The organism is Streptomyces qaidamensis (assembly GCF_001611795.1).
Taxonomy (GTDB): Bacteria; Actinomycetota; Actinomycetes; order Streptomycetales; family Streptomycetaceae; genus Streptomyces; species Streptomyces qaidamensis.
In genome coordinates this window covers 2,382,171-2,406,365 of record NZ_CP015098.1, presented here as the reverse complement: position 1 = coordinate 2,406,365, position 24,195 = coordinate 2,382,171, and the positions used below count along the sequence as shown (strand labels likewise).

Annotated in this window: 15 protein-coding genes; 5 read left to right on the top strand and 10 right to left on the bottom strand. The window is 74.0% G+C overall.

What is annotated here, in order from left to right:
• Nucleotides 1-30 precede the first annotated feature (30 nt).
• Genes A4E84_RS10515 through A4E84_RS10490 form a run of 6 tightly spaced genes read right to left on the bottom strand, consistent with a single transcriptional unit; the run spans nucleotide 31 to nucleotide 6,810 of the window.
• Entirely contained in the window at nucleotides 31-846 is an 816-nt protein-coding gene (locus tag A4E84_RS10515) for an HpcH/HpaI aldolase/citrate lyase family protein (protein WP_062926300.1), read from the bottom strand.
• Nucleotides 843-2,042, bottom strand: coding sequence for a CaiB/BaiF CoA transferase family protein (locus tag A4E84_RS10510; protein WP_062926299.1), 1,200 nt, complete (start codon nucleotides 2,040-2,042; stop codon nucleotides 843-845). Before A4E84_RS10510 ends, A4E84_RS10515 begins: the two co-directional genes overlap by 4 nt.
• Nucleotides 2,039-3,403 (bottom strand): ADP-ribosylglycohydrolase family protein, encoded by a 1,365-nt coding sequence (locus A4E84_RS10505; protein ID WP_062926298.1) that lies wholly within the window; start codon nucleotides 3,401-3,403, stop codon nucleotides 2,039-2,041. The genes A4E84_RS10510 and A4E84_RS10505 overlap by 4 nt, the downstream gene beginning before the upstream one ends.
• A complete protein-coding gene (locus A4E84_RS10500) occupies nucleotides 3,391-4,560 on the bottom strand; it encodes an ADP-ribosylglycohydrolase family protein (protein ID WP_062926297.1) in 1,170 nt (389 codons plus the stop codon). The genes A4E84_RS10505 and A4E84_RS10500 overlap by 13 nt, the downstream gene beginning before the upstream one ends.
• Before the next feature lie 7 nt (nucleotides 4,561-4,567).
• Nucleotides 4,568-5,878 carry an ADP-ribosylglycohydrolase family protein gene (locus tag A4E84_RS10495; RefSeq protein ID WP_418082194.1) on the bottom strand — a complete coding sequence of 437 codons (1,311 nt, stop codon included), beginning with the start codon at nucleotides 5,876-5,878 and terminating at the stop codon, nucleotides 4,568-4,570.
• Nucleotides 5,803-6,810 carry an ADP-ribosylglycohydrolase family protein gene (locus A4E84_RS10490; protein ID WP_062926296.1) on the bottom strand — a complete coding sequence of 336 codons (1,008 nt, stop codon included), beginning with the start codon at nucleotides 6,808-6,810 and terminating at the stop codon, nucleotides 5,803-5,805. The genes A4E84_RS10495 and A4E84_RS10490 overlap by 76 nt, the downstream gene beginning before the upstream one ends.
• Before the next feature lie 215 nt (nucleotides 6,811-7,025).
• Between A4E84_RS10490 and A4E84_RS10485 the strand changes: the two genes are divergently transcribed.
• The 3 genes from A4E84_RS10485 (at nucleotide 7,026) to A4E84_RS10475 (ending at nucleotide 14,194) form a co-directional block, all read left to right on the top strand.
• Nucleotides 7,026-7,757, top strand: coding sequence for a VIT1/CCC1 transporter family protein (locus A4E84_RS10485; RefSeq protein WP_062926295.1), 732 nt, complete (start codon nucleotides 7,026-7,028; stop codon nucleotides 7,755-7,757).
• A 382-nt stretch (nucleotides 7,758-8,139) separates the two neighbouring features.
• Nucleotides 8,140-12,738: a glutamate synthase large subunit gene (gltB, locus tag A4E84_RS10480; protein ID WP_079128928.1), complete on the top strand. Its 4,599-nt coding sequence runs from the start codon at nucleotides 8,140-8,142 to the stop codon at nucleotides 12,736-12,738.
• Complete coding sequence (locus A4E84_RS10475) at nucleotides 12,731-14,194, top strand: glutamate synthase subunit beta (RefSeq protein ID WP_062926293.1); 1,464 nt, start codon at nucleotides 12,731-12,733, stop codon at nucleotides 14,192-14,194. The genes gltB and A4E84_RS10475 overlap by 8 nt, the downstream gene beginning before the upstream one ends.
• Nucleotides 14,195-14,327: 133 nt before the next feature.
• On the opposite strand, the gene A4E84_RS10470 is transcribed toward A4E84_RS10475, so the two are convergent.
• The 4 genes from A4E84_RS10470 to A4E84_RS10455 form a co-directional block, all read right to left on the bottom strand.
• Nucleotides 14,328-15,221, bottom strand: coding sequence for a chitosanase (locus A4E84_RS10470; protein ID WP_062931388.1), 894 nt, complete (start codon nucleotides 15,219-15,221; stop codon nucleotides 14,328-14,330).
• Between the two features lie 238 nt (nucleotides 15,222-15,459).
• Complete coding sequence (locus A4E84_RS10465) at nucleotides 15,460-16,434, bottom strand: ABC transporter ATP-binding protein (protein WP_062926292.1); 975 nt, start codon at nucleotides 16,432-16,434, stop codon at nucleotides 15,460-15,462.
• Nucleotides 16,431-19,163, bottom strand: coding sequence for a thioesterase domain-containing protein (locus A4E84_RS10460; RefSeq protein ID WP_062926291.1), 2,733 nt, complete (start codon nucleotides 19,161-19,163; stop codon nucleotides 16,431-16,433). The genes A4E84_RS10465 and A4E84_RS10460 overlap by 4 nt, the downstream gene beginning before the upstream one ends.
• A gap of 1 nt (nucleotide 19,164) precedes the next feature.
• Nucleotides 19,165-22,500: an FtsX-like permease family protein gene (locus A4E84_RS10455; RefSeq protein ID WP_062926290.1), complete on the bottom strand. Its 3,336-nt coding sequence runs from the start codon at nucleotides 22,498-22,500 to the stop codon at nucleotides 19,165-19,167.
• A gap of 138 nt (nucleotides 22,501-22,638) precedes the next feature.
• Here A4E84_RS10455 and A4E84_RS10450 point away from each other — a divergent pair, with 138 nt between their 5' ends.
• Both A4E84_RS10450 and A4E84_RS10445 read left to right on the top strand, forming a co-directional pair.
• Nucleotides 22,639-23,370 carry an ABC transporter ATP-binding protein gene (locus tag A4E84_RS10450; protein WP_062926289.1) on the top strand — a complete coding sequence of 244 codons (732 nt, stop codon included), beginning with the start codon at nucleotides 22,639-22,641 and terminating at the stop codon, nucleotides 23,368-23,370.
• Nucleotides 23,371-23,383: 13 nt separating this feature from the next.
• Nucleotides 23,384-24,118 (top strand): vWA domain-containing protein, encoded by a 735-nt coding sequence (locus A4E84_RS10445; RefSeq protein ID WP_062926288.1) that lies wholly within the window; start codon nucleotides 23,384-23,386, stop codon nucleotides 24,116-24,118.
• The last annotated feature ends 77 nt before the right edge of the window (nucleotides 24,119-24,195 follow it).

Sequence of the window (24,195 nt, the reverse complement as noted above, 5' to 3'; positions counted from 1 at the left end):
CCGGGAGTCCTCCCGGGCGCTCTCGGCATGTCAGCGGCGGCGCGCCAGGGACAGGGTGCGCCGGGCGGCCGTCACCACCGCCGCGTCGACGAAGCGGCCGTCCGGGAGGGCCTGGGCGCCCTGCTCCGCGGCGGCCGCCTTGAGGACCGTCTCCGCCCGCTCGATGTCCGCCTCCGTGGGCAGGAAGGCGCGTTCGATCACCGGGAGCTGGCGGGGGTGGATCGCGGCGCGGCCGAGGAAGCCCAGGGCACGGCCGTGGGCGCAGGAGGCGGCCAGCCCGTCCAGATCGCGGGTGTCCGGGTGGACGGACTGGGGCGGCGGGGGCAGACCGGCGGCCCGGGCCGCCACGACCACCCGGGAGCGGGGCCAGTCGAGGCCCGTGTCGTCGCGCATGCCGAGGTCGGCCTGCAGGTCGGCCTCGCCGAGGGCGATACCGCGCAGGTTCGGATGGGCGGACGCGATGGCGTACGCCCGCTCCACGGCGAGGGCCGTCTCCAGCAGGGCGTACAGGTCGGTCCGAGCGGCTCGGCGTGCCACGTGGGTGATGCCGGCGGGTGAGGTGATCTTGGCGAGGCGGAGACCGGAGAGCCCGGGGGCCGGGGCCAGGGCCGCGATGTCCTGCTCGCCCCAGGGGCCGTCCAGGGCGTTGACGCGTACGTGGACCGGGACGGCCGGCGGGCCGGCGAGCAGGTCGGCGGTGGCCGCGCGGGCGTAGGCCTTGCGGTCGGGGGCGACCGCGTCCTCCAGGTCGATCACGACGACGTCGGCGCCGGAGGTGAGGGCCTTCGCCACCACGTGGGGGCGGTCGCCGGGGGCGTAGAGCCAGGTGAGCGGGAACGCCGTCACAGGGCGCCCTCCGCGCGCAGCGCCGTGACGTCGTCCGGGGTGAGGCCCAGCTCGGTCAGGACCTCGTCGGTGTCGGCGCCGTGCGGGCGGCCGGCCCAGCGGATCGCGCCGGGCGTGGCGGAGAGCCGGAAGAGGACGTTCTGCATGCGCAGCGGGCCGAGCTCGGGGTCGTCGACGGTGGTGATGGTGTCCAGGGCCTGGTACTGCGGGTCCGTCATCACGTCCCGGACGTCCTGGACCGGGGCCACCGCCGCCTCGGCCTTCTCGAAGGCGGCCAGGACGTCGGTGCGGGTGCGCGCGGCGATCCAGCCGCCGACCGCCTCGTCCAGGACGTCGGCGTGCCGGGCGCGGTCGGCGCCCGAGGCGAACCAGGGCTCGTCGATCAGTTCCGGGCGGCCGACCAGGCGCAGCACGCGTTCCGCGACCGACTGGGCCGAGGTGGAGACCGCGACCCAGGTGCCGTCCGCGGTGCGGTAGACGCCGCGCGGGGCGTTGTTGGGGGAGCGGTTGCCGGTGCGGGGCTGGACGTGCCCGAGCTGGTCGAACCAGAGGGGCTGGGGGCCGAGGGCGGCCAGGATCGGTTCGATCAGGGCCAGGTCGACGACCTGGCCCTCGCCGGTGCGCTCGCGGGCCGCGAGGGCCGTCATCACCGCGTACGCCGTCGTCAGGCCCGCGATGGAGTCGGCCAGGCCGAACGGCGGGAGGGTCGGGGGCGCGTCCGGTTCGCCGGTGATCGCGGCGAAGCCGCTCATCGCCTCGGCGAGGGTGCCGAAGCCGGGGCGGTGGGCGTAGGGGCCGAACTGGCCGAAGCCGGTGACGCGGGCCAGGACCAGGCGGGGGTTGACGGCCGACAGCTCCGGCCAGCCCAGGTCCCACTTCTCCAGGGTGCCGGGGCGGAAGTTCTCGATGATCACGTCGGTGCCGGCGGCCAGGCGCAGGAGGGTGGCGCGACCGCCGGGCTTCGACAGGTCGAGGGTCATGGTGCGCTTGTTGCGGCCGAGCATCTTCCACCACAAGCCCACGCCGTCCTTCGAGGGGCCGTGGCCGCGGGAGGGGTCCGGCTTTGTCGGGTGCTCGATCTTGACGACCTCGGCGCCGAAGTCGCCGAGCAGGGTGGCGGCCATCGGGCCGGCGAAGAGGGTGGCGAGGTCGAGGACGCGCAGGCCGGTGAGGGGCGCTGTCGTGGGCGCGGTCATGGGCGGAGGGTCTCCCGGTGCGTGAGGTGGGCGAGGGTGTCGAAGCCGATGCCGTTGAAGTCGCCGACGGATGTCGACAGCCGGTTCTTCAGGGGCGCCGTCCAGCGGTCGGGGAGTGCCGCGGGGTGTCCGGCCAGCAGCCCGGCGACACCGCCGGCCGTCGCGCCGCCCGAGTCGGTGTCCCAGCCGCCGCTGACGGCACGGCAGATCGAGCCGGTGAAGTCGCCGTCCGCGTGGGTGAGGGCGGCGGCGACGAGGGCGGTGTTGGGGACGGCGTGCACCCAGTGGTGGGTGGCGGTGTAGGTGGCGTGGAGTGCGTCGACGACCGTGTCGAAGTCCGGCTGTTCGTTCGCGAGTTGAACGGCGTGGCGGACGGCACGGGCCAGGCGGGAGCGTGGGGGGACGACGGTGAGACCGGTGCGCAGGCACGCGTGGACGTCGTGGTCGCCGGTCGCCGCCGCGGCGATGACGGCCGCCGTGAACATCGCCGCGTAGACGCCGTTGGCGGTGTGCGTGAGGGTCGCGTCCCGGTGGGCCTGCTCGGCTGCCGCGGCCGGGCGGCCGGGGTTGGTCCAGCCGTGGACGTCGGCGCGGATCAGGGCGCCGATCCACTCGCGGAACGGGTTGCGGTGGCGGGCGGTGTGCGGGGGTTCCAGGCCCTTGAGCAGGTTGCGGTAGGCGACGCGCTCGGCGGTGAACGTGCGGCCGGCGGGGAGTTCGTCGAGCCAGGTACGGGCCACGTCCGTGGTGGTGAAGTTCCTGCCGTGGCGCTGGAGGAGGACGAGGTTGAGGAGGGGGTAGTTGAGGTCGTCGTCCTCGGGCATGCCGTCGATGTTCTCGGCGAGGGAGGTGGATGCCGAGCGGCGGTTCCAGGGGTGTTCTTCGAGGAGTTCCGCCGGGACGCCCCGGGCGGTGAAGAAGGTGGTGAGGGGCCAGTTGCCGGTGGCCCGGGCGAGTCTGCGGATGGCGTCGAGGGGGAGCTTCTCGACCGGTTTGCCCAGGAGGCAGCCGGTGGCGCGGCCGAGCCAGGCGGCTTCGAGGCGGTGCGGGGTGATGCCGGCCGGGGTGCCCGCGGGCTCCGGCCAGTCGGGGCAGGCGGAGCGGATCCTCCCCAGGTCCGTCGGTTCGTCGTCCGCCAACGCGCTCGGGAGATCGGCCAGTTCGTCCAGAAGGTCTTCCGCCAGCCGGCGCAGGTAGCGGGATGCCGGGGTGGGGGACGCGCCCGCGGTGGCCGGGGCCTCCGGGCCGCCCGCCGCTCGCCAGCGGGCTGCGACGGCCTTCGGTTCGCGGCCGTCCTGGGCCGCCTGGCGGAGTTCGTGGCCGATCAGGTCCTCCGGCTGGACCCAGGTCAGTCGGAGCATTGCCGGCCTCCGAGGGATGCGAAGGCCTGCTCGTGGGTGCGTCGGCGGGCCACGTCCCGGGCGAAGATCTCGCGGGCCGCGGCGGTGAGGGCGGTCGCCGGCTCCCAGAGGTCCAGGCGGCTGGCTTCCGCGACCGTCTTGGCCCAGTCCTCCGGGACCGGTGAGCCCAGGGCGCCCGCCAGGGCACCGGCCATGGTGGCGATGGAGTCGCAGTCGCGGCCGTAGTTCACCGCGCCGAGGATCGCGTGCCGGTAGTCGCCCCGGGCCACGAGCAACATGCCCAGGGCCACGGGGAGTTCCTCGATCGCGTGCACGCGGGAAGGGCGGCGGGCGCCGAGGGAAGGGGACCGGTAGTCGGGGCCGACCGTGTCGTAGGGGGCGACCGCCTCGCGCAACGGGCGCAGTGCCGACTCGAAGTCCGTGTGGCGGGACGCCTCCTCGCAGACCCGCTCGATCGCGGCCCGGGTGCCGTCCTTCGCGAGGGAGAGGCACGCCGAGACGACCGAGTCGGGGGTCGCGCCCGGCGTGCACGCCGCCGCCACCGCCGCCGCCAGGACGCCCGCCGCCTCACGGCCGTACGACGACTGGTGCGCGCCGGCGACGTCGAGGGCCTCGGCGTACGCGGCCCGCGGGTCCGCCGCGTTGACCAGGCCGACCGGGGCCATGTACATCGCCGCGCCGCAGTTGACGATGTTGCCGGTGCCGGCCTCGCGCGGGTCGGCGTGGCCGTAGTGGATCCTCGTCACCAGCCACTTCTCCGCCAGGAAGATCCGCTGGAGGGGGAGGGCCTCGGCCTCCAGTTCCGGGATCCAGCGCGGCTCGGTCATCAGGTCGGGGACCAGGTGGTCGGCGATCGCGTAGGCGTCGAGGTGGTCACGGACCCGCGTGTAGACGCGGACCAGGGCGTGGGTCATCAAGGTGTCGTCGGTGACGTGGCCGTCGCCCTTGTGGTAGGGGGCGAGGGGGCGGGCCGTGCGCCAGTCGTCGCCGTGCCAGGGGCCGACGATGCCGTGGACGCGGCCGCCGTGGCGTTCGAGGATCTGCTCGGGCGAGTAGCCCTCGACGGGACCGCCGAGCGCGTCGCCGACCGCTGCTCCGACCAGTGCTCCGGTGACCCGCTCGTCCAGGGTGGCATTTTGATGCGGTTTGGGCTGCATGGCCGCATCATCCACCCGGACGGGCCGGTTGTACGGCTTCCAGGAGTCCGGCGAGTTCCACGAGGTCCGTGCCGGTGAGGCGGGGCAGGACGCAGCCGGAGAGGGTGCGGCAGGTCTCCCGCCAGGCGGCGGGGATCGACGCGCCGCCGCCCAGGGCGCCGGTGAGGGCGCCCGCCAGGGCCGGGGCGGAGTCGGCGACGCGGGACAGGCAGGCCGCCGCGGGGATCGCCTCCGCGATGCGGCCGCGGGCCGCGGTGGCCAGGGCGAGGGCGACCGGGACCGTCTCGGCGGCGGCGATGCCGTAGCTGTAGACGTGGTCGACGATCTGGTGCTCCAGAGGCGGGACGAGGGCGAAGGCGCTGTCCGCGTCGGCGGCGAGCCGCAGGGCGTGCCGGGCGTTGCGGCCGATCTCCGTCTCCTGGGGGAGTTCGGCGAGCGCGGCGGTGACACAGGCGTCGGTGTGCGCGCCGGCCAGGGCGAGGGCGAGCGCCGCCGCCATCGCGCGGGCGCCGTGGACGCCGTCGCCGTCCTGGGTGTATCGGGCGTCGAACTCGGCGAGGTCGGCGGCGCGGCGGGGGTCGCCGGGGTGGGCCACGGCCAGGACACAGGCGCGTACGCAGGCCGCGTCGTCGAAGTAGTGCGGGTTGTCGTGGCCGGTGGCGGGCGGGCGCAGGCCGGTGGCGAGGTTGCCGAGGCCGGCGCGGACGGAGATGCGGGCGCGCAGGGGGAGGACGGCGGACTCGATCTCGGGGGCGCGGTCCGCTGCCGCGGCGACCTCACTGGCGAGGGCGTTCCAGGTGAGGTCGATGGCGGCGCGGGTGCGGCGTTCCCGGCTGAGGTCGTTCAGGACGGTGTCGTCGCCTGCGCGGAGGAGGGCCTCCGCGGCGAACGCCGCCCACTCGGCGTCGTCCGAGGGGCCCAGCCGGAGGGGCTCCGGGGACTGGTTCAGGGCGATGGGCACGGGCAGGGTCGTTGTCGCGTTGTGTTCGGCGAAGGTGTCCAGTTCGCGGGTGAGGCGGCGGGTCCAGTCGGGCATGCGGGCGGCTCTGTGGCGGGCCGCGGGCCAGCCGGCGGCGTCGCCGGCGGCCAGGCCGAGCAGGAGACCTTCGGGCCGTCTTGTGGCCTCGGCTTCGCCTTCGGCCGGTTTGTCTCCCACCCGCGCACCGCCCGGAACTGTCACCCGAGGGGCCCTCGTCTCCCGTGGGGCGATGTCGCCGTCGGCGGCTTCCGCTTCGTACGTCGTCACGGGAGAACCTCCGTCGGTGTCAGCAGGTCCGCCACGTCCAGGACGTGGTAGCCCGCCATCGCCGGGAGGCATCTGCCGTGGACCGGGCCGATGGGGGCCCTCCAGGCCTGCGGGATCGCCGACACTCCCCGGGTCGCACCCGCCAGCGCCCCCGCCACCGCCGCCGTCGTGTCCGCGTCCCGGCCCATGTTCACCGCCGTCAGGACGGACTGTTCGAAGTCGCCGTCGGCCGCCGCGTACGCGCCGAAGGCGAGGGCGACCGCCTCGGGGGCCAGGTCGGTCCAGGGGTAGCCGCCGATGACGACCGCGGAGCGCACCGCGCGTTCCCCGCGGTGCGCCACGACCACCGCGCGGCGCAGGCTGCGGGCCGTCCAGGAGTCGTCGGGTACGACCGCGAGGGCCGCGGCCACGACCGCGGTCGGCGGGGCACCGGCCATCGCCGCCGCGACGCCCGCCGCCACCGCCTGGCCGCCGTAGATGCCCTCGCCGTCGTGGCTCACCGAGCCGTCGATCGCGACCAGCCGGGCCGCCTCCGCCGGACGGCCCGCCGCGAACACCCCGGAGGGGGCCGCGCGCATGGCCAGACCGTCGCTCCAGGCGTGCCGGTGCTGGGCGGAGATGGGGGCGGCCAGGCCGCGGCGCAGGTTCTCCAGGGTGCCGCGTTCGCTGAAGCCGGCGCCCCGGAAGGGCCCCTCGTCGCGGTCGGCGATCCACTCGTGCCAGGCCGCCTCCACATGGGCCGGGGTCAGCGCGGAGCCGTGCCGGGCCAGCAGGAGGCCGGAGAAGATCGCGTACTCGGTGTCGTCCGTGCCCGCCGGCTTCTCGGCGACGTACCCGGTGATCCGGCCCCACCGGGCGCGGATCTCCGAGGGCTTCATGTTCTCGGCCGGTGCCCCGAGGGCGTCACCGACGGCCAGGCCCAGCAGCGCGCCGCGGGCCCGTTCGCGAAGTCCGGCGGCGTCACCGGGCGCCGGCACGGAGGGGATGCAGGCGATCGATGCCATACGGCATGTGTCCCACTCCGGTGGCGCCGCCGAGCCTCACGAGCCCCAGCATCACCCGGTCGACATCTGCGCACACTGATCATCAACTGAGCGTGAAACGGCAAAACCGCAGGTTAGCGCAGCCTTTCCTTGCTGGCGACGACGGGATTCTGGGCGTAGTTTTAGTGTTGTAAAACTCTGGAACCTGTCCAAAGAACGGGGAGTGGGGATCTTCCATGGCCATCATCGAGACCGAGGCGACGCTGCACGAGGCGCACCGGGACAACCACACGCACCGGGACGTGAACGGCGGCTGGCTGCGTCCCGCGGTGTTCGGTGCGATGGACGGCCTCGTCTCCAACCTCGCCCTGATGACCGGTGTCGCCGGCGGGGCGGCAGGCCAGCACACCGTCGTCCTCAGCGGGCTCGCGGGCCTGGCCGCCGGCGCCTTCTCCATGGCCGCCGGCGAGTACACCTCCGTCGCCTCGCAGCGCGAGCTCGTCGAGGCCGAGCTGGACGTGGAGCGGCGCCAGCTGCGCAAGCACCCCAAGGACGAGGAGGCCGAGCTCGCCGCCCTCTACGAATCGCGGGGCGTCGAGCAGCGACTGGCCCGCGAGGTGGCCCGGCAGCTGTCGAAGGATCCCGAGCAGGCGCTGGAGATCCACGCCCGCGAGGAGCTGGGCATCGACCCCGGAGATCTGCCCTCGCCGACCGTGGCCGCGGTGTCGAGTTTCGGGTCCTTCGCGCTGGGCGCGCTGATTCCCGTCCTGCCCTATCTGCTGGGAGCGAGCAGCATGTGGCCCGCGGTGCTGCTGGCGCTGCTGGGGCTCTTCCTGTGCGGTGCGGTGGTGGCCAGGGTGACGGCGCGCACCTGGTGGTACAGCGGTTTGCGGCAGCTGTTCCTGGGAGGCGCGGCGGCCGGTGTGACGTACGCCCTGGGCACCTTGTTCGGAACGGCCGTAGGATAGCGCGGCTCGGATCTATGCGAGGGGCCGCATAAGTAGCCGTTACTCGTGGGTTTCGGATGTGTGGCCACCGGGCATGAGCCCCAAGCGCTGCGGGCAACGACGCCCGCCGCGCGCCCCAGCGGTCGGGCGAAGACGCCTGTCCCGCTCCCCGGGCCGACGGAAACCGATCTGACCCGGTCGTTCCGTGCGGTCCCTCCATAGCTTCCGCTGCTGGTGCGGCACCCCCGCCGCGAACCCGCAGTGTCCGCATGCTGGAACGGATTATCCCGGTTCCCGAGAACCGCTCCATCATGTAACCTGCACGAAATTTTGCGATCACGCGAGGGCCAACGTCGTCCCTCGGCACGTGCACATATGCCAGATGACGACGACGGGAGAGCCGATGCGTACGCCGCGCCAGCCGTCCCAGCATTCCGCGAATGGCCAGAACTGGTCCTTCATGGATGCTCGCCCTGCTGCGCAGGGTATGTACGACCCCCGCAACGAGCACGACGCCTGCGGCGTCGGCTTCGTCGCCACTCTTACCGGCGAGGCGTCCCACACCCTGGTCGAGCAGGCCCTGACCGTCCTGCGCAACCTCGAACACCGCGGCGCCACCGGCTCGGAGCCCGACTCCGGCGACGGCGCCGGCATCCTGTCGCAGGTCCCGGACGCCTTCTTCCGTGACGTGGCCGGATTCGAGCTCCCCGATGCGGGTTCCTACGCCGTCGGCATCGCCTTCCTGCCGGAGGACACCGCCACCGACGCCGTCTCGCAGATCGAGACGATCGCCGCCGACGAGGGCCTGACCGTCCTCGGCTGGCGCGAGGTGCCCGTCGCTCCGCAGCTGCTGGGCGCCACGGCCCGGTCGACCATGCCGGTCTTCCGCCAGATCTTCGTCAGCGACGGCACCTCGGAGGGCATCGCCCTCGACCGCAAGGCCTTCGTGCTGCGCAAGCGCGCCGAGCGCGAGGCCGGCGTGTACTTCCCCTCGCTGTCCGCGCGGACCATCGTCTACAAGGGCATGCTGACCACCGGCCAGCTGGAGCCCTTCTTCCCGGACCTGTCCGACCGCCGCTTCGCCTCCGCGATCGCGCTCGTGCACTCCCGGTTCTCGACGAACACGTTCCCCTCGTGGCCGCTGGCCCACCCCTACCGCTTCGTCGCGCACAACGGTGAGATCAACACCGTCAAGGGCAACCGCAACTGGATGGTCGCCCGCGAGTCGCAGCTCGTCTCGGACCTGTTCGGCTCCGACGACAAGGCCATCGACCGGATCTTCCCGGTCTGTACGCCGGACGCCTCCGACTCCGCTTCCTTCGACGAGGTCCTGGAGCTGCTGCACCTGGGCGGCCGTTCGCTGCCGCACTCCGTGCTGATGATGATCCCGGAGGCGTGGGAGAACCACGACTCCATGGACCCGGCCCGGCGCGCCTTCTACCAGTTCCACTCCACGATGATGGAGCCCTGGGACGGCCCGGCCTGTGTCACCTTCACCGACGGCACCCAGGTCGGCGCGGTCCTCGACCGCAACGGCCTGCGCCCCGGCCGCTACTGGGTCACCGACGACGGCCTCGTCGTCCTCGGCTCCGAGGTCGGCGTCCTGGACATCGACCCGTCCAAGGTCGTCCGCAAGGGCCGCCTCCAGCCCGGCCGCATGTTCCTCGTCGACACCGCCGAGCACCGCATCATCGAGGACGACGAGATCAAGGCCGAGCTCGCCGCCGAGAACCCGTACGCGGAGTGGGTGGAGGCCGGCGAGATCGAGCTGTCCGACCTGCCCGAGCGCGAACACATCGTGCACACCCACGCCTCGGTCACCCGCCGCCAGCAGACCTTCGGCTACACCGAGGAGGAGCTGCGCGTCATCCTCGCGCCGATGGCCAAGGCCGGTGCCGAGCCGATCGGCTCGATGGGCACCGACTCGCCGATCGCCGCGCTGTCGGACCGCCCGCGTCTGCTCTTCGACTACTTCACCCAGCTGTTCGCGCAGGTCACCAACCCGCCGCTGGACGCCATCCGCGAGGAACTGGTCACCTCCCTGCGCTCCTCGCTGGGCCCCCAGGGCAACCTGCTGGAGCCGTCGGCCGCGTCCTGCCGCAGCGTCCTGCTGCCCTTCCCGGTGATCGACAACGACGAGCTGGCCAAGCTCATCCACATCAACGCCGACGGTGACATGCCCGGCTTCAAGGCCGCGACGCTGTCCGGCCTGTACCGGGTGCACGGCGGCGGTGACGCGCTGGCCGCGCGGATCGAGGAGATCTGCGCCGAGGCCGACGCCGCCATCGACAACGGCGCCCGCCTGATCGTCCTGTCGGACCGCCACTCGGACGCCGAGCACGCGCCGATCCCGTCGCTGCTGCTCACCGCGGCCGTCCACCACCACCTCATCCGCACCAAGCAGCGCACCCAGGTGGGCCTGCTGGTCGAGGCCGGTGACGTCCGCGAGGTCCACCACGTCGCCCTGCTCATCGGCTACGGCGCCGCCGCCGTCAACCCGTACCTGGCGATGGAGTCCGTCGAGGACCTGGTCCGCGCAGGGACGTTCCTGCCCGGCATCGAGCCCGAGCAGGCCATCCGCAACCTGATCTACGCCCTCGGCAAGGGCGTGCTGAAGGTCATGTCCAAGATGGGCATCTCGACCGTCGCCTCCTACCGCGGCGCCCAGGTCTTCGAGGCCGTCGGTCTCGACGAGGCCTTCGTCGCGAAGTACTTCAACGGCACGGCCACCAAGATCGGCGGTGTCGGCATCGACGTCGTCGCCAAGGAGGTCGCCGCCCGGCACGCCAAGGCCTACCCGGCCTCCGGCATCGCCCCGGCGCACCGCGCGCTGGACATAGGCGGCGAGTACCAGTGGCGCCGCGAGGGCGAGCCGCACCTGTTCGACCCGGAGACGGTCTTCCGCCTCCAGCACTCCACGCGCTCCGGCAAGTACGACATCTTCAAGAAGTACACCGAGCGCGTGAACGAGCAGTCCGAGCGGCTGATGACGCTGCGCGGCCTGTTCGGCTTCACCTCGGACCGGCAGCCGATCTCCATCGACGAGGTCGAGCCGGTCTCCGAGATCGTCAAGCGGTTCTCGACCGGCGCCATGTCGTACGGCTCCATCTCGCAGGAGGCGCACGAGACCCTCGCCATCGCCATGAACCAGCTGGGCGGCAAGTCCAACACCGGTGAGGGCGGCGAGGACCCGGAGCGCCTGTACGACCCGGCCCGCCGGTCGTCCATCAAGCAGGTCGCCTCCGGCCGCTTCGGTGTGACCTCCGAGTACCTGGTCAACTCCGACGACATCCAGATCAAGATGGCCCAGGGCGCCAAGCCCGGCGAGGGCGGCCAGCTGCCCGGCCACAAGGTCTACCCGTGGGTCGCCAAGACCCGGCACTCGACCCCGGGCGTCGGACTGATCTCCCCGCCGCCGCACCACGACATCTACTCCATCGAGGACCTGGCCCAGCTGATCCACGACCTGAAGAACGCGAACCCGCAGGCGCGGATTCACGTGAAGCTGGTCTCCGAGGTCGGCGTCGGCACGGTCGCCGCGGGTGTGTCCAAGGCCCACGCGGACGTCGTGCTGATCTCCGGTCACGACGGCGGCACGGGCGCCTCCCCGCTCACCTCGCTGAAGCACGCCGGCGGCCCGTGGGAGCTCGGCCTCGCCGAGACCCAGCAGACGCTGCTGCTCAACGGCCTGCGCGACCGCATCGTCGTGCAGACCGACGGCCAGCTGAAGACCGGCCGTGACGTCGTCATCGCCGCGCTGCTCGGCGCCGAGGAGTTCGGTTTCGCGACCGCGCCGCTCGTCGTCTCCGGCTGCGTCATGATGCGCGTCTGCCACCTCGACACCTGCCCGGTCGGCATCGCCACGCAGAACCCGGTCCTGCGCGAGCGGTACAACGGCAAGGCCGAGTACGTCGTGAACTTCTTCCGGTTCATCGCCGAAGAGGTCCGCGAGATCCTCGCCGAGCTGGGCTTCCGCTCCATCGAGGAAGCCGTCGGCCACGCCGAGGCCCTCGACGTCACGCGGGCCGTCGACCACTGGAAGGCGCAGGGCCTGAACCTGGAGCCGCTGTTCCACGTGCCCGAGCTGCCCGAGGGTGCGGTGCGCCACCAGGTCATCGCGCAGGACCACGGCCTGGAGAAGGCGCTCGACAACGAGCTGATCAAGCTGGCCGCCGACGCGCTCGCCGCGTCCGGCGCCACCGACGCCCAGCCGGTGCGCGCCCAGGTGCAGATCCGCAACATCAACCGCACGGTCGGCACCATGCTCGGCCACGAGGTGACGAAGAAGTTCGGTGGCGCGGGCTTGCCCGACGACACCATCGACATCACCTTCACCGGCTCCGCGGGCCAGTCCTTCGGCGCCTTCGTGCCGCGCGGTGTCACGCTGCGCCTGGAGGGCGATGCCAACGACTACGTCGGCAAGGGCCTCTCGGGCGGCCGGATCGTCGTCCGCCCGGACCGCGCGGCCGACCACCTCGCCGAGTACAGCGTCATCGCCGGCAACACCATCGGCTACGGCGCCACCGGCGGCGAGATGTTCCTGCGCGGCAAGACCGGTGAGCGGTTCTGCGTCCGCAACTCCGGCGCGACGGTCGTCTCCGAGGGCGTGGGCGACCACGGCTGCGAGTACATGACCGGCGGCCACGCCGTGGTGCTCGGCGAGACGGGCCGCAACTTCGCGGCCGGCATGTCCGGCGGCATCGCGTACGTGATCGACCTGGACCCCGACAACGTCAACGCCGGCAACCTGGACGCCGTCGAGCCGCTCGACGACACCGACAAGCAGTGGCTGCACGACGTGGTCCGCCGCCACCAGGAGGAGACGGGCTCGACCGTCGCCGAGAAGCTCCTGGCCGAGTGGGACACCGCCGTCGAGCGCTTCAGCAGGATCATCCCCAGCACGTACAAGGCAGTGCTCGCCGCCAAGGAAGCCGCCGAGCGAGCCGGTCTCTCCGAGACCGAGACCCACGAGAAGATGATGGAGGCGGCGATCAATGGCTGACCCGAAGGGCTTCCTGAACCACGGGCGCGAACTCGCCAGGTCCCGCCCCGTCGAGGAGCGCGTCCGGGACTGGAACGAGGTCTACGTCCCCGGCTCGCTGCTGCCGATCATCAGCAAGCAGGCCAGCCGCTGCATGGACTGCGGCATCCCGTTCTGCCACAACGGCTGCCCGCTCGGGAACCTGATCCCCGAGTGGAACGACTACGCCTACCGCGAGGACTGGGCGGCGGCTTCGGAGCGTCTGCACGCGACGAACAACTTCCCGGAGTTCACGGGCCGCCTGTGCCCCGCTCCCTGTGAGTCGGCGTGTGTGCTCGGCATCAACCAGCCGCCGGTCACCATCAAGAACGTCGAGGTCTCGATCATCGACAAGGCGTGGGAGACCGGGGACGTCGCCCCGCAGATCCCGGAGCGCCTGTCCGGCAAGACCGTCGCGGTCATCGGCTCCGGCCCGGCGGGTCTCGCCGCCGCCCAGCAGCTGACCCGGGCCGGCCACACGGTCGCCGTCTACGAGCGCGCGGACCGCATCGGAGGCCTCCTGCGCTACGGCATCCCCGAGTTCAAGATGGAGAAGCGGCACATCAACCGCCGTATCGAGCAGATGCGCGCGGAGGGCACCCGCTTCCGCACCGGCATCGAGATCGGCCGCGACCTCAAGGCCACGGACCTGAAGAAGCGCTACGACGCGGTCGTCCTGGCCGTCGGCGCCACCACGGCCCGTGACCTGCCGGTGCCCGGGCGCGAGCTCAAGGGCATCTACCAGGCCATGGAGTACCTGCCGCTGGCCAACAAGGTCCAGGAGGGCGACTACGTCACCACTCCGATCTCGGCCGAGGGCAAGCACGTCGTGGTCATCGGCGGCGGCGACACCGGCGCGGACTGCGTCGGCACCGCCCACCGCCAGGGCGCGGCGTCCGTCACGCAGCTGGAGATCATGCCCCGCCCGGGCGAGGAGCGGCACCCCACCAACCAGCCCTGGCCGACCTTCCCCATGCTGTACAAGGTCACCTCGGCGCACGAGGAGGGCGGCGAGCGGGTCTACTCGGTCTCGACGACCCACTTCGAGGGCGACGAGGACGGCAACGTCCAGTGGCTGCACCTCACCGAGGTGGAGTTCATCGACGGCAAGCTGACCCAGAAGCCGGGCACGGAGCGCAAGATCCCCGCCCAGCTGGTCACCCTCGCCATGGGCTTCACCGGCACCGACCGGGACAACGGCCTGGTCGAGCAGTTCGGCCTGGAGCTCGACGAGCGCGGCAACATCGCCCGCGACGCCGACTTCCGGACCAACGTGCCGGGCGTGTTCGTCGCCGGTGACGCCGGCCGCGGCCAGTCGCTCATCGTCTGGGCCATCGCGGAGGGCCGCTCGGCGGCACGCGGGGTGGACCGTGCCCTCACGGGCACGAGCGAGCTGCCGGCGCCGATCCGTCCGACGGACCGCGCGCTGATGGTCTGACAGCACCTCACAAGACGTCCCGCACAACGGCGTGCGGAACACCGACAGCGTCTGCCCAACAGTCCCCGACCGGACGAGCGGGCAGGCGCTGTCGCTTTCCCCCGTCGGCCACGACACCCTGTACGGGCCCTGGTCACGGCACCTTGTACGTGTCCCCGTAGACGGCCCACTCCAGCGGCGTCTCGAGACGCAGGTTGCCCTCGTTCAGGAAACGGCGCTGGGCGGTGTCGACGCGGCTCGTGTCCGTGTGTTCGGTGGCCATGGCGGTGCGGCGGATGTCGAGGAAGGCGTCCAGGTACGCCTTCTCGCTGCCGCCCTCGGCCGGTGTGTCCGCCCCGCGCAGCGCGCGTTCGCGCAGGCCGTAGAAGCCCTCGGGGCCGGCGTCGGGGCCGTGGAAGATCAGAGCGTCGTAGTAGACGAACTGGCCGAGCGTGCCCAGGCCGTCCAGCTTGGCGAGGCGGACCGCCGGGTCGAAGGAGACACGGTCACGGTGCTCGTCCTGGGCCCTGCGGAAGGCCGGAAGCTTCGCCTCCGCCTTCCAGGCCGCGGTGAAGCCGGGGTCCAGGCCCTCGTGGGAGTCCGTGCCGTCGACCTCGCGCAGGGCCGGCAGGTAGCGGGCCAGGCCGTTGTCCGGGTGGGTTTCGGTGTAGTGCTCGACCAGGGCGAGCAGGTCGTGGGTGCCGGTGCAGAAGCCGGCGACCCCGGCGGTGTAGCCCCGCCCGTCCTCCAGGTCCTCGATGGAGCCGTAGAGGGTACGCCAGTTCAGCGTCGACTGGTGGGCGCTCGCGACGATCCGCTGCGCCAGCTCCTTCTTCTCCGGGGCGGCCAGGCCCGCGGGCAGCCCGGCGATCACCTTGTCGTCCTCCGCCCGCTCCTGCTCGGCCCGGTCCTTGGCCTCCTCACGGGCCGCCTGGGCGGCGGACACGGGGGGTTTCGCCGTGGGCTCGGCGGAGTCCGCGGGTACGAGGAAGTAGGCCGACGCCGCGGCGATCGCGGCGACGGAGAACGCCACACCGGCACGCTTCACTGGGATCACCCTGCCTGTCAGCTCCGTCACGTTCCCCGCCGTCCCGGCCGCCTGGAGCATCAGCGGCCCGGCGTACGACCCCGTCCGCACCGGCGCGCGGCGCCGGTCCAGGGGCGCGTAAGCGTACGCCGACGTCCGCGAGTGTCCACCGGCGGGTCGCCCAGGCACAGGAGGCCGATCCCGCGCTGGTCGGGGAAGACCGGCTACCACCCGGCGGTGGACGCCCGGTCGCATGGCCTCAGCCGTTCCCGCTCCCGTTCCCGTTGCTCTCCGGCCACACCTGGATGTGGTCCTCCTCCAGCTCCAGCAGCACCCGGTCCGCCATGCCCAGGGCCGCCGTGTACTCGGCCGGCAGCTGGAGGCGGCCCGCCCGGTCGAGCATCGCGTACTCACGGGCCACCAGGGACTCCCGGCCCGCCTCGTCGACCTCCGTGCGGCGCAGCACCTCCGTCGAGGTGCGGCCGTCGCGGATCGCGACCGTGCGGCGGACCTCACCGGCGACCGCCTGGTCGTGCGTGACGATCACGATCGTCGTGCCCAGCTCCTCGTTGGCCCGGCGGAACGCCGCGAAGACCTGCTGCCCGGTCGCCGAGTCCAGCTCGCCGGTCGGCTCGTCGGCGAGCAGGACGGCGGGGGCGTTGGCGAGGGCGACGGCGATCGCGACGCGCTGCTGCTGACCGCCGGACATCGCCTGCGGACGCCGGTCCCGGCAGTCGGCGACGCCGAGCAGCGACAGCAGCTCGTCCGCCCGCCCGGCCCGCTTCCGCCGGGAGACGCCCGCCAGCTGCATGGGCAGCTCGACGTTCTGAGCGGCCGTCAGGTACGGCAGCAGGTTGCGTGCCGTCTGCTGCCAGACGAAGCCCACCACCTCACGCCGGTACCGCAGCCGCGCCTTCGCGTCCATCGTCAGCAGATCGCGGCCCGCGACCTTGGCGGCGCCCGCGGTCGGGACGTCCAGGCCCGCGAGGATGTTCATCAACGTCGACTTGCCGCTGCCGGACGCTCCCACCAGGGCCATCAACTCACCCTCCCGCACCAGGAGATCGAGCCCCTGGAGGGCCTGCACCTCCACCGCGTCCCCGCCGCCGCGCCGGGCGAAGATCCGCACCAGCCGGTCGCACGCGATCAGGGCGTCGTGCCCGTACGCCGGCCGGTCGCGGCGCCGCGCCACCCGCCGCTCCAGCTCCTCCAGCGACTCCGTCGTACCGCTCATCGCATGTCTCCTGCCCTGAGGTGGCTGATCGGTGTCCGGCGCCCCGCCCACCAGGCCTGCGCGACGGCCACCGCCCCCGCCAGCAGCATCGCGCCCGCGGCCGGCAGGGCCAGCGACCACAGGTCGGTCCGCAGCACGGCATCCGGTGGCGTGACGCCGGACGTGTCCGCCAGGGCGAGCCGGTCCAGGTCGATGCCCGGGGCGAGCAGCCCCACCGTCGCCCAGCCGACGGCCATGCCCCCGCCGGCGGCGAGCAGCGTCTGGGGCAGCGCCTCCAGGCCGAGCAGGCGCCGCCCCTGGCGGGTCGTCATACCGAGGGTGCGCAGCCGGGCCAGCAGCGCGGCCCGTTCCGGCGCGGACCGCACCAGGCCGAGCACCAGGGCGAGCACGGCATAGCCCGCGCCCGCGGCGACGGCCCAGAGGTAGATCCGTTCGGCACCGGCCTGCAACGGTGCGTCGGACAGCGCCGCCCGTGCCTCGCTCCGCAGGGTCACCGAGAGGCCGGAACCGGCGCCGCGCACGGCCGCCCGGAGCGCCTTCGTGTCGAGCCCCGCACCGGCCGCGAGCAGCGTCGACGGGCCTGCCGAGCCCTTCAGCCCCGCCGCGTCGACCAGGAGGAACTCACCCTCGGGGACGGCCGGGGTGCGGGGGCGCACCGCGGTGATCCGCACCGTGAGAGGTCCGGCGTCGGTCACGATCCGGTGCGGTGCCCGCCCGAGCCGCTCGGCGACCTCCGGGGAGGCGACCGCGTCCAGCACCCCGTCCCGCATCCGCAGCCGGCCGGCCTCGAAGCCGCCGAGTCCCATCCGCCCGGCCAGCTCCCCGTACGACTCCGGCTCGACCCCGGCCACGGTCAGCGACCGCGCCTCGTCGGACGCGCCCTCCGAGGCGAACTCGACGCCCACGGCCGTCACCTGCCGCACACCCGCCACCCCCCGTACCGCCGGGGCCAGTCCCGCCGGGAGAGGGGCGCCGTCGGGGGTGGTGATCAGCGCGTCCGCGCCCGTCTCCAGCAGCGCGGCCCGGTCCCGGGCGTCCGCCACGCCCGCCAGCACGGACCCCCCGAACGCGGCCGTCGTCAGGGCCGTCAGCAGGGCGAGCAGCGGCAGCGTGGCGACCGCCGCCGGTGAGCGGCCCGCGCGGGCCAGCGACAGGAACCCCACCACCCCGCGCAGCCGCCCGGCCGGGCCCGCGGCCCACCGCAGGGGCAGCGGATACAGCCGGACGAGGACCAGCGCCGCCACCAGGGCGACGAGCACCGGGGCGGCGCTCACCAGCAGATCACCGTCCCCGCCCGGGCCGCGGCGGCGCAGCGTCAGCACCGAGCCGGCGGCCAGTACCAGCAGGGTCAGTTCGGCGACCGTGCGGCGCCCGCCTGGCCTGGCCCGGGCCAGGTCGTCGCGCCCCTGGTGCGCCCTCGGCCTGCGATGCGCCACCGCCGCGCGCACCGGCAGCGCGGCACAGGCGAGCAGCGCCACGGCACCCGCCCCGAGTACGGAGGGCAGCAGCCGGGCCTCGTCCACGACGAGCACGGCCAGCAGCAGACCGCACGCCGCCGCGGGCACGGCAGGCACCGCGTTCTCGGCCAGCAGCCGCCCGGCGATGCCGCCCAGGGAGCCGCCCCTGGCCCGCAGCAGGGCGAGTTCCCCCTCGCGGCGGGCGGCGGCGAGGCCACCGCTCATCAGCAGGACGACGAAAGCGACCGCGGTGATCCCGAAGGCCGCCACGGCGACCACGGGCGCGACGGCGTCACGCGTCTGCGCGTAGGCGCCCACGACCTGCTCCAAGCCGGTGGACAGCTGCGCCGTCGGACCGGCGACGGCCCGCATCCGCACCAGGGCGGGCCCGTCCTCCAGGGACGCGATCCGGTCGGCCAGGGCCGCGGTGTCCGCCCCGGTCAGCCGCCCGGTCGCGGGAGCGAACCGCCAGTACCGCTCCGGCTCTCCCTGACCGCCGAGCAGGGCCGGGGCGGCACCCGGCGCGAGCAGGACTCCCGCCTCCCAGTAGAACTGCGGCGGACGGCCGCCGTCGCTCGCCATGGCCGGTGTCCGCAGGACCGGTTCCGCGGACCAGTAGCTGCGCTCCGGGTGCCGGGGCTGGAGGACGCCGGTGACGCGGACGGTCAGCGGTCCGTCCGTGAAGCCGTCCAGGGTGAGGGTGGAGCCGGCCCGCAGCCGCAGCGTGCGGGCCGTCTCGGCGGTCACGGCCCCTTCCACCGACCGGGTGTCGACGGTCACCGAGCCGTCGGCGGTGGGCAGCCGGCCCTCCCGCACGGTGGCGTGACCGGCCGCCCCCGACTGCGCGAGCAGGGTGAAGCGGGGCAGCAGCCCGTCGGGCCGGGGCAGCCACGCGTCCAGCGCCTGAAGGCTCTTGCCGGTCCGCACCCCGTACGCCGACTCGGCCGGGTCCACCCGCAGCGGCTCGGGCAGCAGCGCCCGCGCCCGGCCGTCGACCGCCGCGAGCGCCTCCGGCCGGACCTCGGCGGCCCGGGCCTCCTCCGGACGGTTGAGACCGGGCTGCTCCGTCTTCAGCTCCAGCACGGTCGACTCGGGCGCGGCACTCGCGACGGCCTCGCGCAGCCCGTCCGTCTCGTACGCCTCGACAGCCCGGGGCAGGACGGCCGCGAGGAACGCCGTGACCAGCACCAGCACACCGAAGACCACGGCGGGCCAGGGCGCGGCCCGCAGCCGGGTCCGTACCCAGGAGGCTCCCGGTGCGTTCGGCGGCATCTCAGTCCTCCCCCTGGTGGCGGAGCGCGACGGCCGGCTCGGCACGGCGCAGCGCCGACGCGACGGTGATCAACAGCAGCGGGGCGGCCACCCCCGCGAGGAGCAGAGCCACCTGCGGCACCGGGAGTTCGACGAGGACCGGCGGGAGAGGCCGTGCGGCACCGGAGGTCAGCACGATCAACGGGACGACGGCCCGGGTCAGGACCGTGCCGAGACCGAGCCCGGCGAGCAGACCGGCACCGATGAGCAGGCTCTGCTCCGTCGCGACCAGCCGGGCGAGATCCCGGCGGGGCGCGCCCAGGGCACGCAGCACCGCGAACTCCGCGGACCGCTCCCGGCGCGCCCCGGCGGCACTCACCGCGAACCCCCCGGCCGCCAGGGCCGCGGCCGCCACCGCCACCGCCGTCAGCGCCGAACGCGGCCCGGCGCCGAGCGGATCCCGCAGCAGCTCGGCCGCCGTCTCGTCCCGCACCAGCACCTGCCCGGGTTCGAGGTCGGGGCGCGCCCTGAGTGCCGCGGCGACCTCGGCCTCCTTGCCCGGGGCGGTGCTCACCCACCACTCGTTGGGGGTGAGCGGCGTGCTGGCCCGCTGCGCCAGCACGGCGTCGACGGCCCGCAGATCGAGCAGCAGCGCCCCGCCGGACAGGGTCTCCCCGGCCAGGTCGGTGGCGGTGGTCGGCAGCTCCTGGACCGACCGCACGATCCGCACCCGCAGCTGTTCCCCGGACAGCGGTACGTCGATGGTGTCGCCGGTCCGGGCACCCGCCGCCCGCAGGAAGTCCCGGCTCGCGACGGCGGAGAGGATGCGCGGCACCTCGGCGCCGGTGGTGTCGACGCGGACGGTGTAGACCGGCTGGGCGCCGTAGCCGTCGCCCTGGTCGGCGCCGGTGCCGTACGACACGGCCAGCGGCGCGCTCCCCGACGCGCCGGGCCTGGTGGCCGCACGGGAGACGACCTCGCCGTTCTGCGTCACGACCCGGCTGCCCTGCCAGCGCGTCCCGGCAGCGATGTCGACGGTCCGCGCGGAGCCGGCGCCGCCGGTGGCGAGCAGCCGCTCGACGGTGAACCGGTGCCGCTCGGCGCGGCCGGCGGGAGAGGTGTCGTCGAGCTGCATCCCGGTCAGCCGCAACGGCCCGGCCGGGGCCGCCCGGCGGCCCGCCGCGGCTGCGTCCAGGTCGAGCGCCGTCCGGTGGACCCGGCCGTCCACCGGGACGGTGCCGCCGCCCAGCCGGTACGCGATGCCGTACCGGTCCTCCACGACCACCGTGAGCAGCGGTGCGCGATCGGAGGGGGAGCGCTTCGTCCGGGCCCGCTCGTCGGTGATCCGCACGTCCAGGGCGATCCGTCGGGTGCCGTCGGGAAGCCGCACGGCCCGGTCCCCGTCCGGCGCGGGCGGCGCCAGGGCCCCCAGCAGCCGTGCCGGGGACTCCTCGGCGAGGTCGCCGCGCATGAGCATCCCGTCCCGGGCGCGGGCCGTGTCCAGGGCGAGGACCGTCGCCCGGCGGTCCCCGGAGAGGCTCAGAGTGGCGCGGTGCGCGGGAGCGGCGGCCACCGCGCCGGGCAGCGCCGCGTAGAGCCCCGTCTGCCCGGGGCTGCCCGGCCGGTAGTCGAGCACCCGTACGGAGGCGCCCGTCCGGAAGTCGGCCTGGTCCTCCTGCGACCGGTCCCAGGACGCACCGTGCCCGATCGCCAGCATGCCCGTCGCCACCGCGATGACCAGCAGCAGCACCGGCCCCGCCCCGCGCAGCGGACGCCGGCTGAACTGCCAGCCCGCCAGCGCCGCCGGCAGTCCACGCCCGCTCGCCGACCGCCGCTCCGCGAGCCGGGCCACGAACGGCAGCAGACGCAGCGTCAGGACCGTGCCCGCCAGCAGCGCCAGCGCGGGCGCCGCGACCAGCAGCGGATCGATGCCCAGCTCCCCGGCCCGGTCCCGGCTGAGCACGCCGCCGCCGGTCGCGTCGGTCTGCCGGTCGAGCTGCCAGTACGCCACGCCCGCGATCAGCAGCAGCCCCACATCGGCTCCCGCCCGCACGGGCGCGGCCGACGTCGCGGCCCGGACCCGCCGCAGCCGTACCGGAGTTCCCGTCGTCGCCGCCAGCGCGGGCGCCACCACCGCCGCCGCGCAGGCCGCCGCCACCCCGCCCGCGACCAGCCATACCCGGCCCGCCGGGGCGGCGTCGAGCCCCAGCCCGATCCCGTCGAGCGAGGACCACCGCGCGAGCAGCCGGGCCAGCGGGCCGGACAGCAGCGCGGCACACACGGCGGCGGGGACCGCCAGCAGCAGCGCCTCCAGTGCGGCGAGCCCGACGATCCGGCCCCGCGATCCGCCTCTGGCCCGCAGCAGCTCGGTCTCACCCGCCCGTTCGCTGCCCAGCAGCCGGGCCACCAGCAGCAGCGCGTACCCGGCGAGCAGCACCAGCTGCACCGAGACGATCACCAGCGTCGACCGGGACACCAGCAGGCCCCGCTCGGTCCGGTCGAGCACCTCGGGCAGCCCCGTGCGCACGTCCGCGTCGCCCCCGAGCGCCGGGTCCTCGCCCAGCGCCCCGGCCGCGCGGACCGCCGCCGAGCGGAGCGCGCCGATGCCGTCCGTCGTCAGGGCGCCGAAGCCGGCCGTCGCCACCCAGCCGGTGGCGTCCTCGGAGGCGCGGCCGGAGGCGAGCACCGACCCGTGCGTCAGCAGCGGCCCGTACGTGGTGAAGGCGACCGTGCGGATGCCCCGGCCGCCGAGGGCGTCGGCCTGCCAGTAGGGATCGGAGCCGTCGGCCGCCCGGTACACGCCGGTCACCCGGACCCGGAGCGGATCGCCGCCCAGCCGGTCGGTGAGCGTGACCCGCGCTCCGGGCCGCAGCTCCAGCCGGTCGGCGGCCGCCTCGGGCAGGGCCACGGGCACAGCGGCCGAGCGGGACGCCGGGGCCGGGCCCGGCAGGGTGCCCGAGAGCAGCCTGATCCGTGAGACGTCCAGGGCGGCGAGGTGTGTGAGGTCGGGCTCCCCGGCGCGGGCCTCGGCACTCTGCAGGGACCGGGGCAGCGCGTACGGCCCGGACCGCTCCAGCCTCCGGACGGTCACCGGCAGCCCGCCGAAGGCGTCCCGCGCCCCGCGCACCACCGCCCGCTGCGCCGCGTCCCGCCGCTCCCGGGGCACGTCCGCCTCGACGACGAGGGAGGCGGAGGCCGCGGCCCGGCCGCCCAGGGCGCCGCGCAACGCCGCGTTCCCGACGGAGCCGGAGTAGGCCGTCAGGGCGGCGAGCACCGAGGTGGTCAGCAGGACGGCGAGCAGGGCGGCCGTGAGCAGCAGCCGGTGCGCGCGCAGGCGCAGCAGCAGTAAGCCCGTCACTCTTCCCCCACCCGATGCGCGAGCCGTAGATCCCCCAACCCGGCATGCATATCACGGAGTTCCCCACCCGGCACATGAGTTCGAACGCGGGTCGTCCGGCTCTTGACCATGCGGACCGCTTCCGTATGGGATGCGGTGATGACCGAGAACACCAGTGGGGGAACCGGCGCCGCCCTCGCCGACGACGCGTCCGGCGGGCCGATGCTGCGGGTGGAGGACCTCCACCACTCCTACGGCACCGGGGCCGCCGCCGTGCACGCACTGCGCGGGGCCTCCTTCACCGTCCGCAGCGGGGAACTGGTCGCTCTCAAGGGCCGTTCGGGCTCCGGCAAGTCGACGCTGCTCCATCTGATCGGCGGCCTCGACGCCCCGCAGAGCGGCCGCATCGTCGTGGGCGGCACCGACCTGTCGGCGCTCGGCGAGAGCGAGCTGCTGGAACTGCGCCGCGACCGGATCGGCTTCGTCTTCCAGTCCTTCGGGCTCATCCCCATCCTCACCGCCGCCGAGAACGTGGGCGTGCCCCTGCGGCTGCGCCGGGCCGAGCCGCGCGAACGCGAGGAGCGGGTGGCGCTGCTGCTCGCCCTGGTGGGCCTCGCCGGCCATGAGACGCAGCGGCCCGCCGAGCTGTCCGGCGGCCAGCAGCAGCGGGTCGCCATCGCCCGGGCCCTCGCCAACCGGCCGGCCCTGCTGCTCGCCGACGAGCCGACCGGCCAGCTCGACGCCGCCACCGGCCTGGCGGTGATGGAGCTGCTGCGGGCCGTGGTCCGCAGCGAGCGCGTCACGGCCCTCGTCGCCACCCACGACCCCCAACTCCTCGGCCTGGCCGACCGGGTGCTGGAGCTGAGCGACGGGGTGGTCGTCGAGAGGTGAGAGGATGCGGGCCATGGTCGCGATCAGTCTGAGCAAGGTCCAGGAGACGGCTCCCGCGCTGGTGAACCTCTACAAGAGCGCCGGGGTGTCCCTCACCAAGCACGGCCTCGACGGACTGCGGGCCGCGGTCTACCTCGTCGTCGACTACTCCGGCTCGATGAAGCCCTACTACAAGGACGGCAGCGTCCAGACGCTGGCCGACCGGGTGCTCGGCCTGTCGGCGCACCTGGACGACGACGGCACCGTGCCCGTGGTGTTCTTCTCCACCGACATCGACGCCGTCACCGACATCGCGCTCGCCGACCACCGGGGCAGGATCGAGCGGATCGTGGCAGGGCTCGGCCACATGGGCAAGACCGCCTACCACCTGGCCATGGACGCCGTGATCGACCACTACCTCGACAGCGGGACGGCCGAGCCCGCCCTGGTCGTGTTCCAGACCGACGGCGGGCCGATCAACAAACTCGCCGCGGAGCGGTACCTGTGCAAGGCCGCGAGGCTGCCGCTGTTCTGGCAGTTCATCGGGTTCGGCGACCCGAGCAGCAAGCAGTTCGACTTCCTGCGCAAGCTCGACGAGCTGGCCGTACCGGGCAAGCGGACCGTCGACAACGCCGGGTTCTTCCACGCGGGCCAGGACCCGCGGAAGGTCTCGGACGCCGAGCTGTACGACCGGCTGATCGGCGAGTTCCCGAAGTGGCTCGTGGCCGCACGGGCGCAGGGGATCGTGCGGCACCCCGCCGCTCGCTGAGCCGGCCGCTGGTCCCCTTGGCCCAACCCTCCCCACGCCCCGTTTGCACGGCCACGACGCCGTGCCACGCTGGGAAG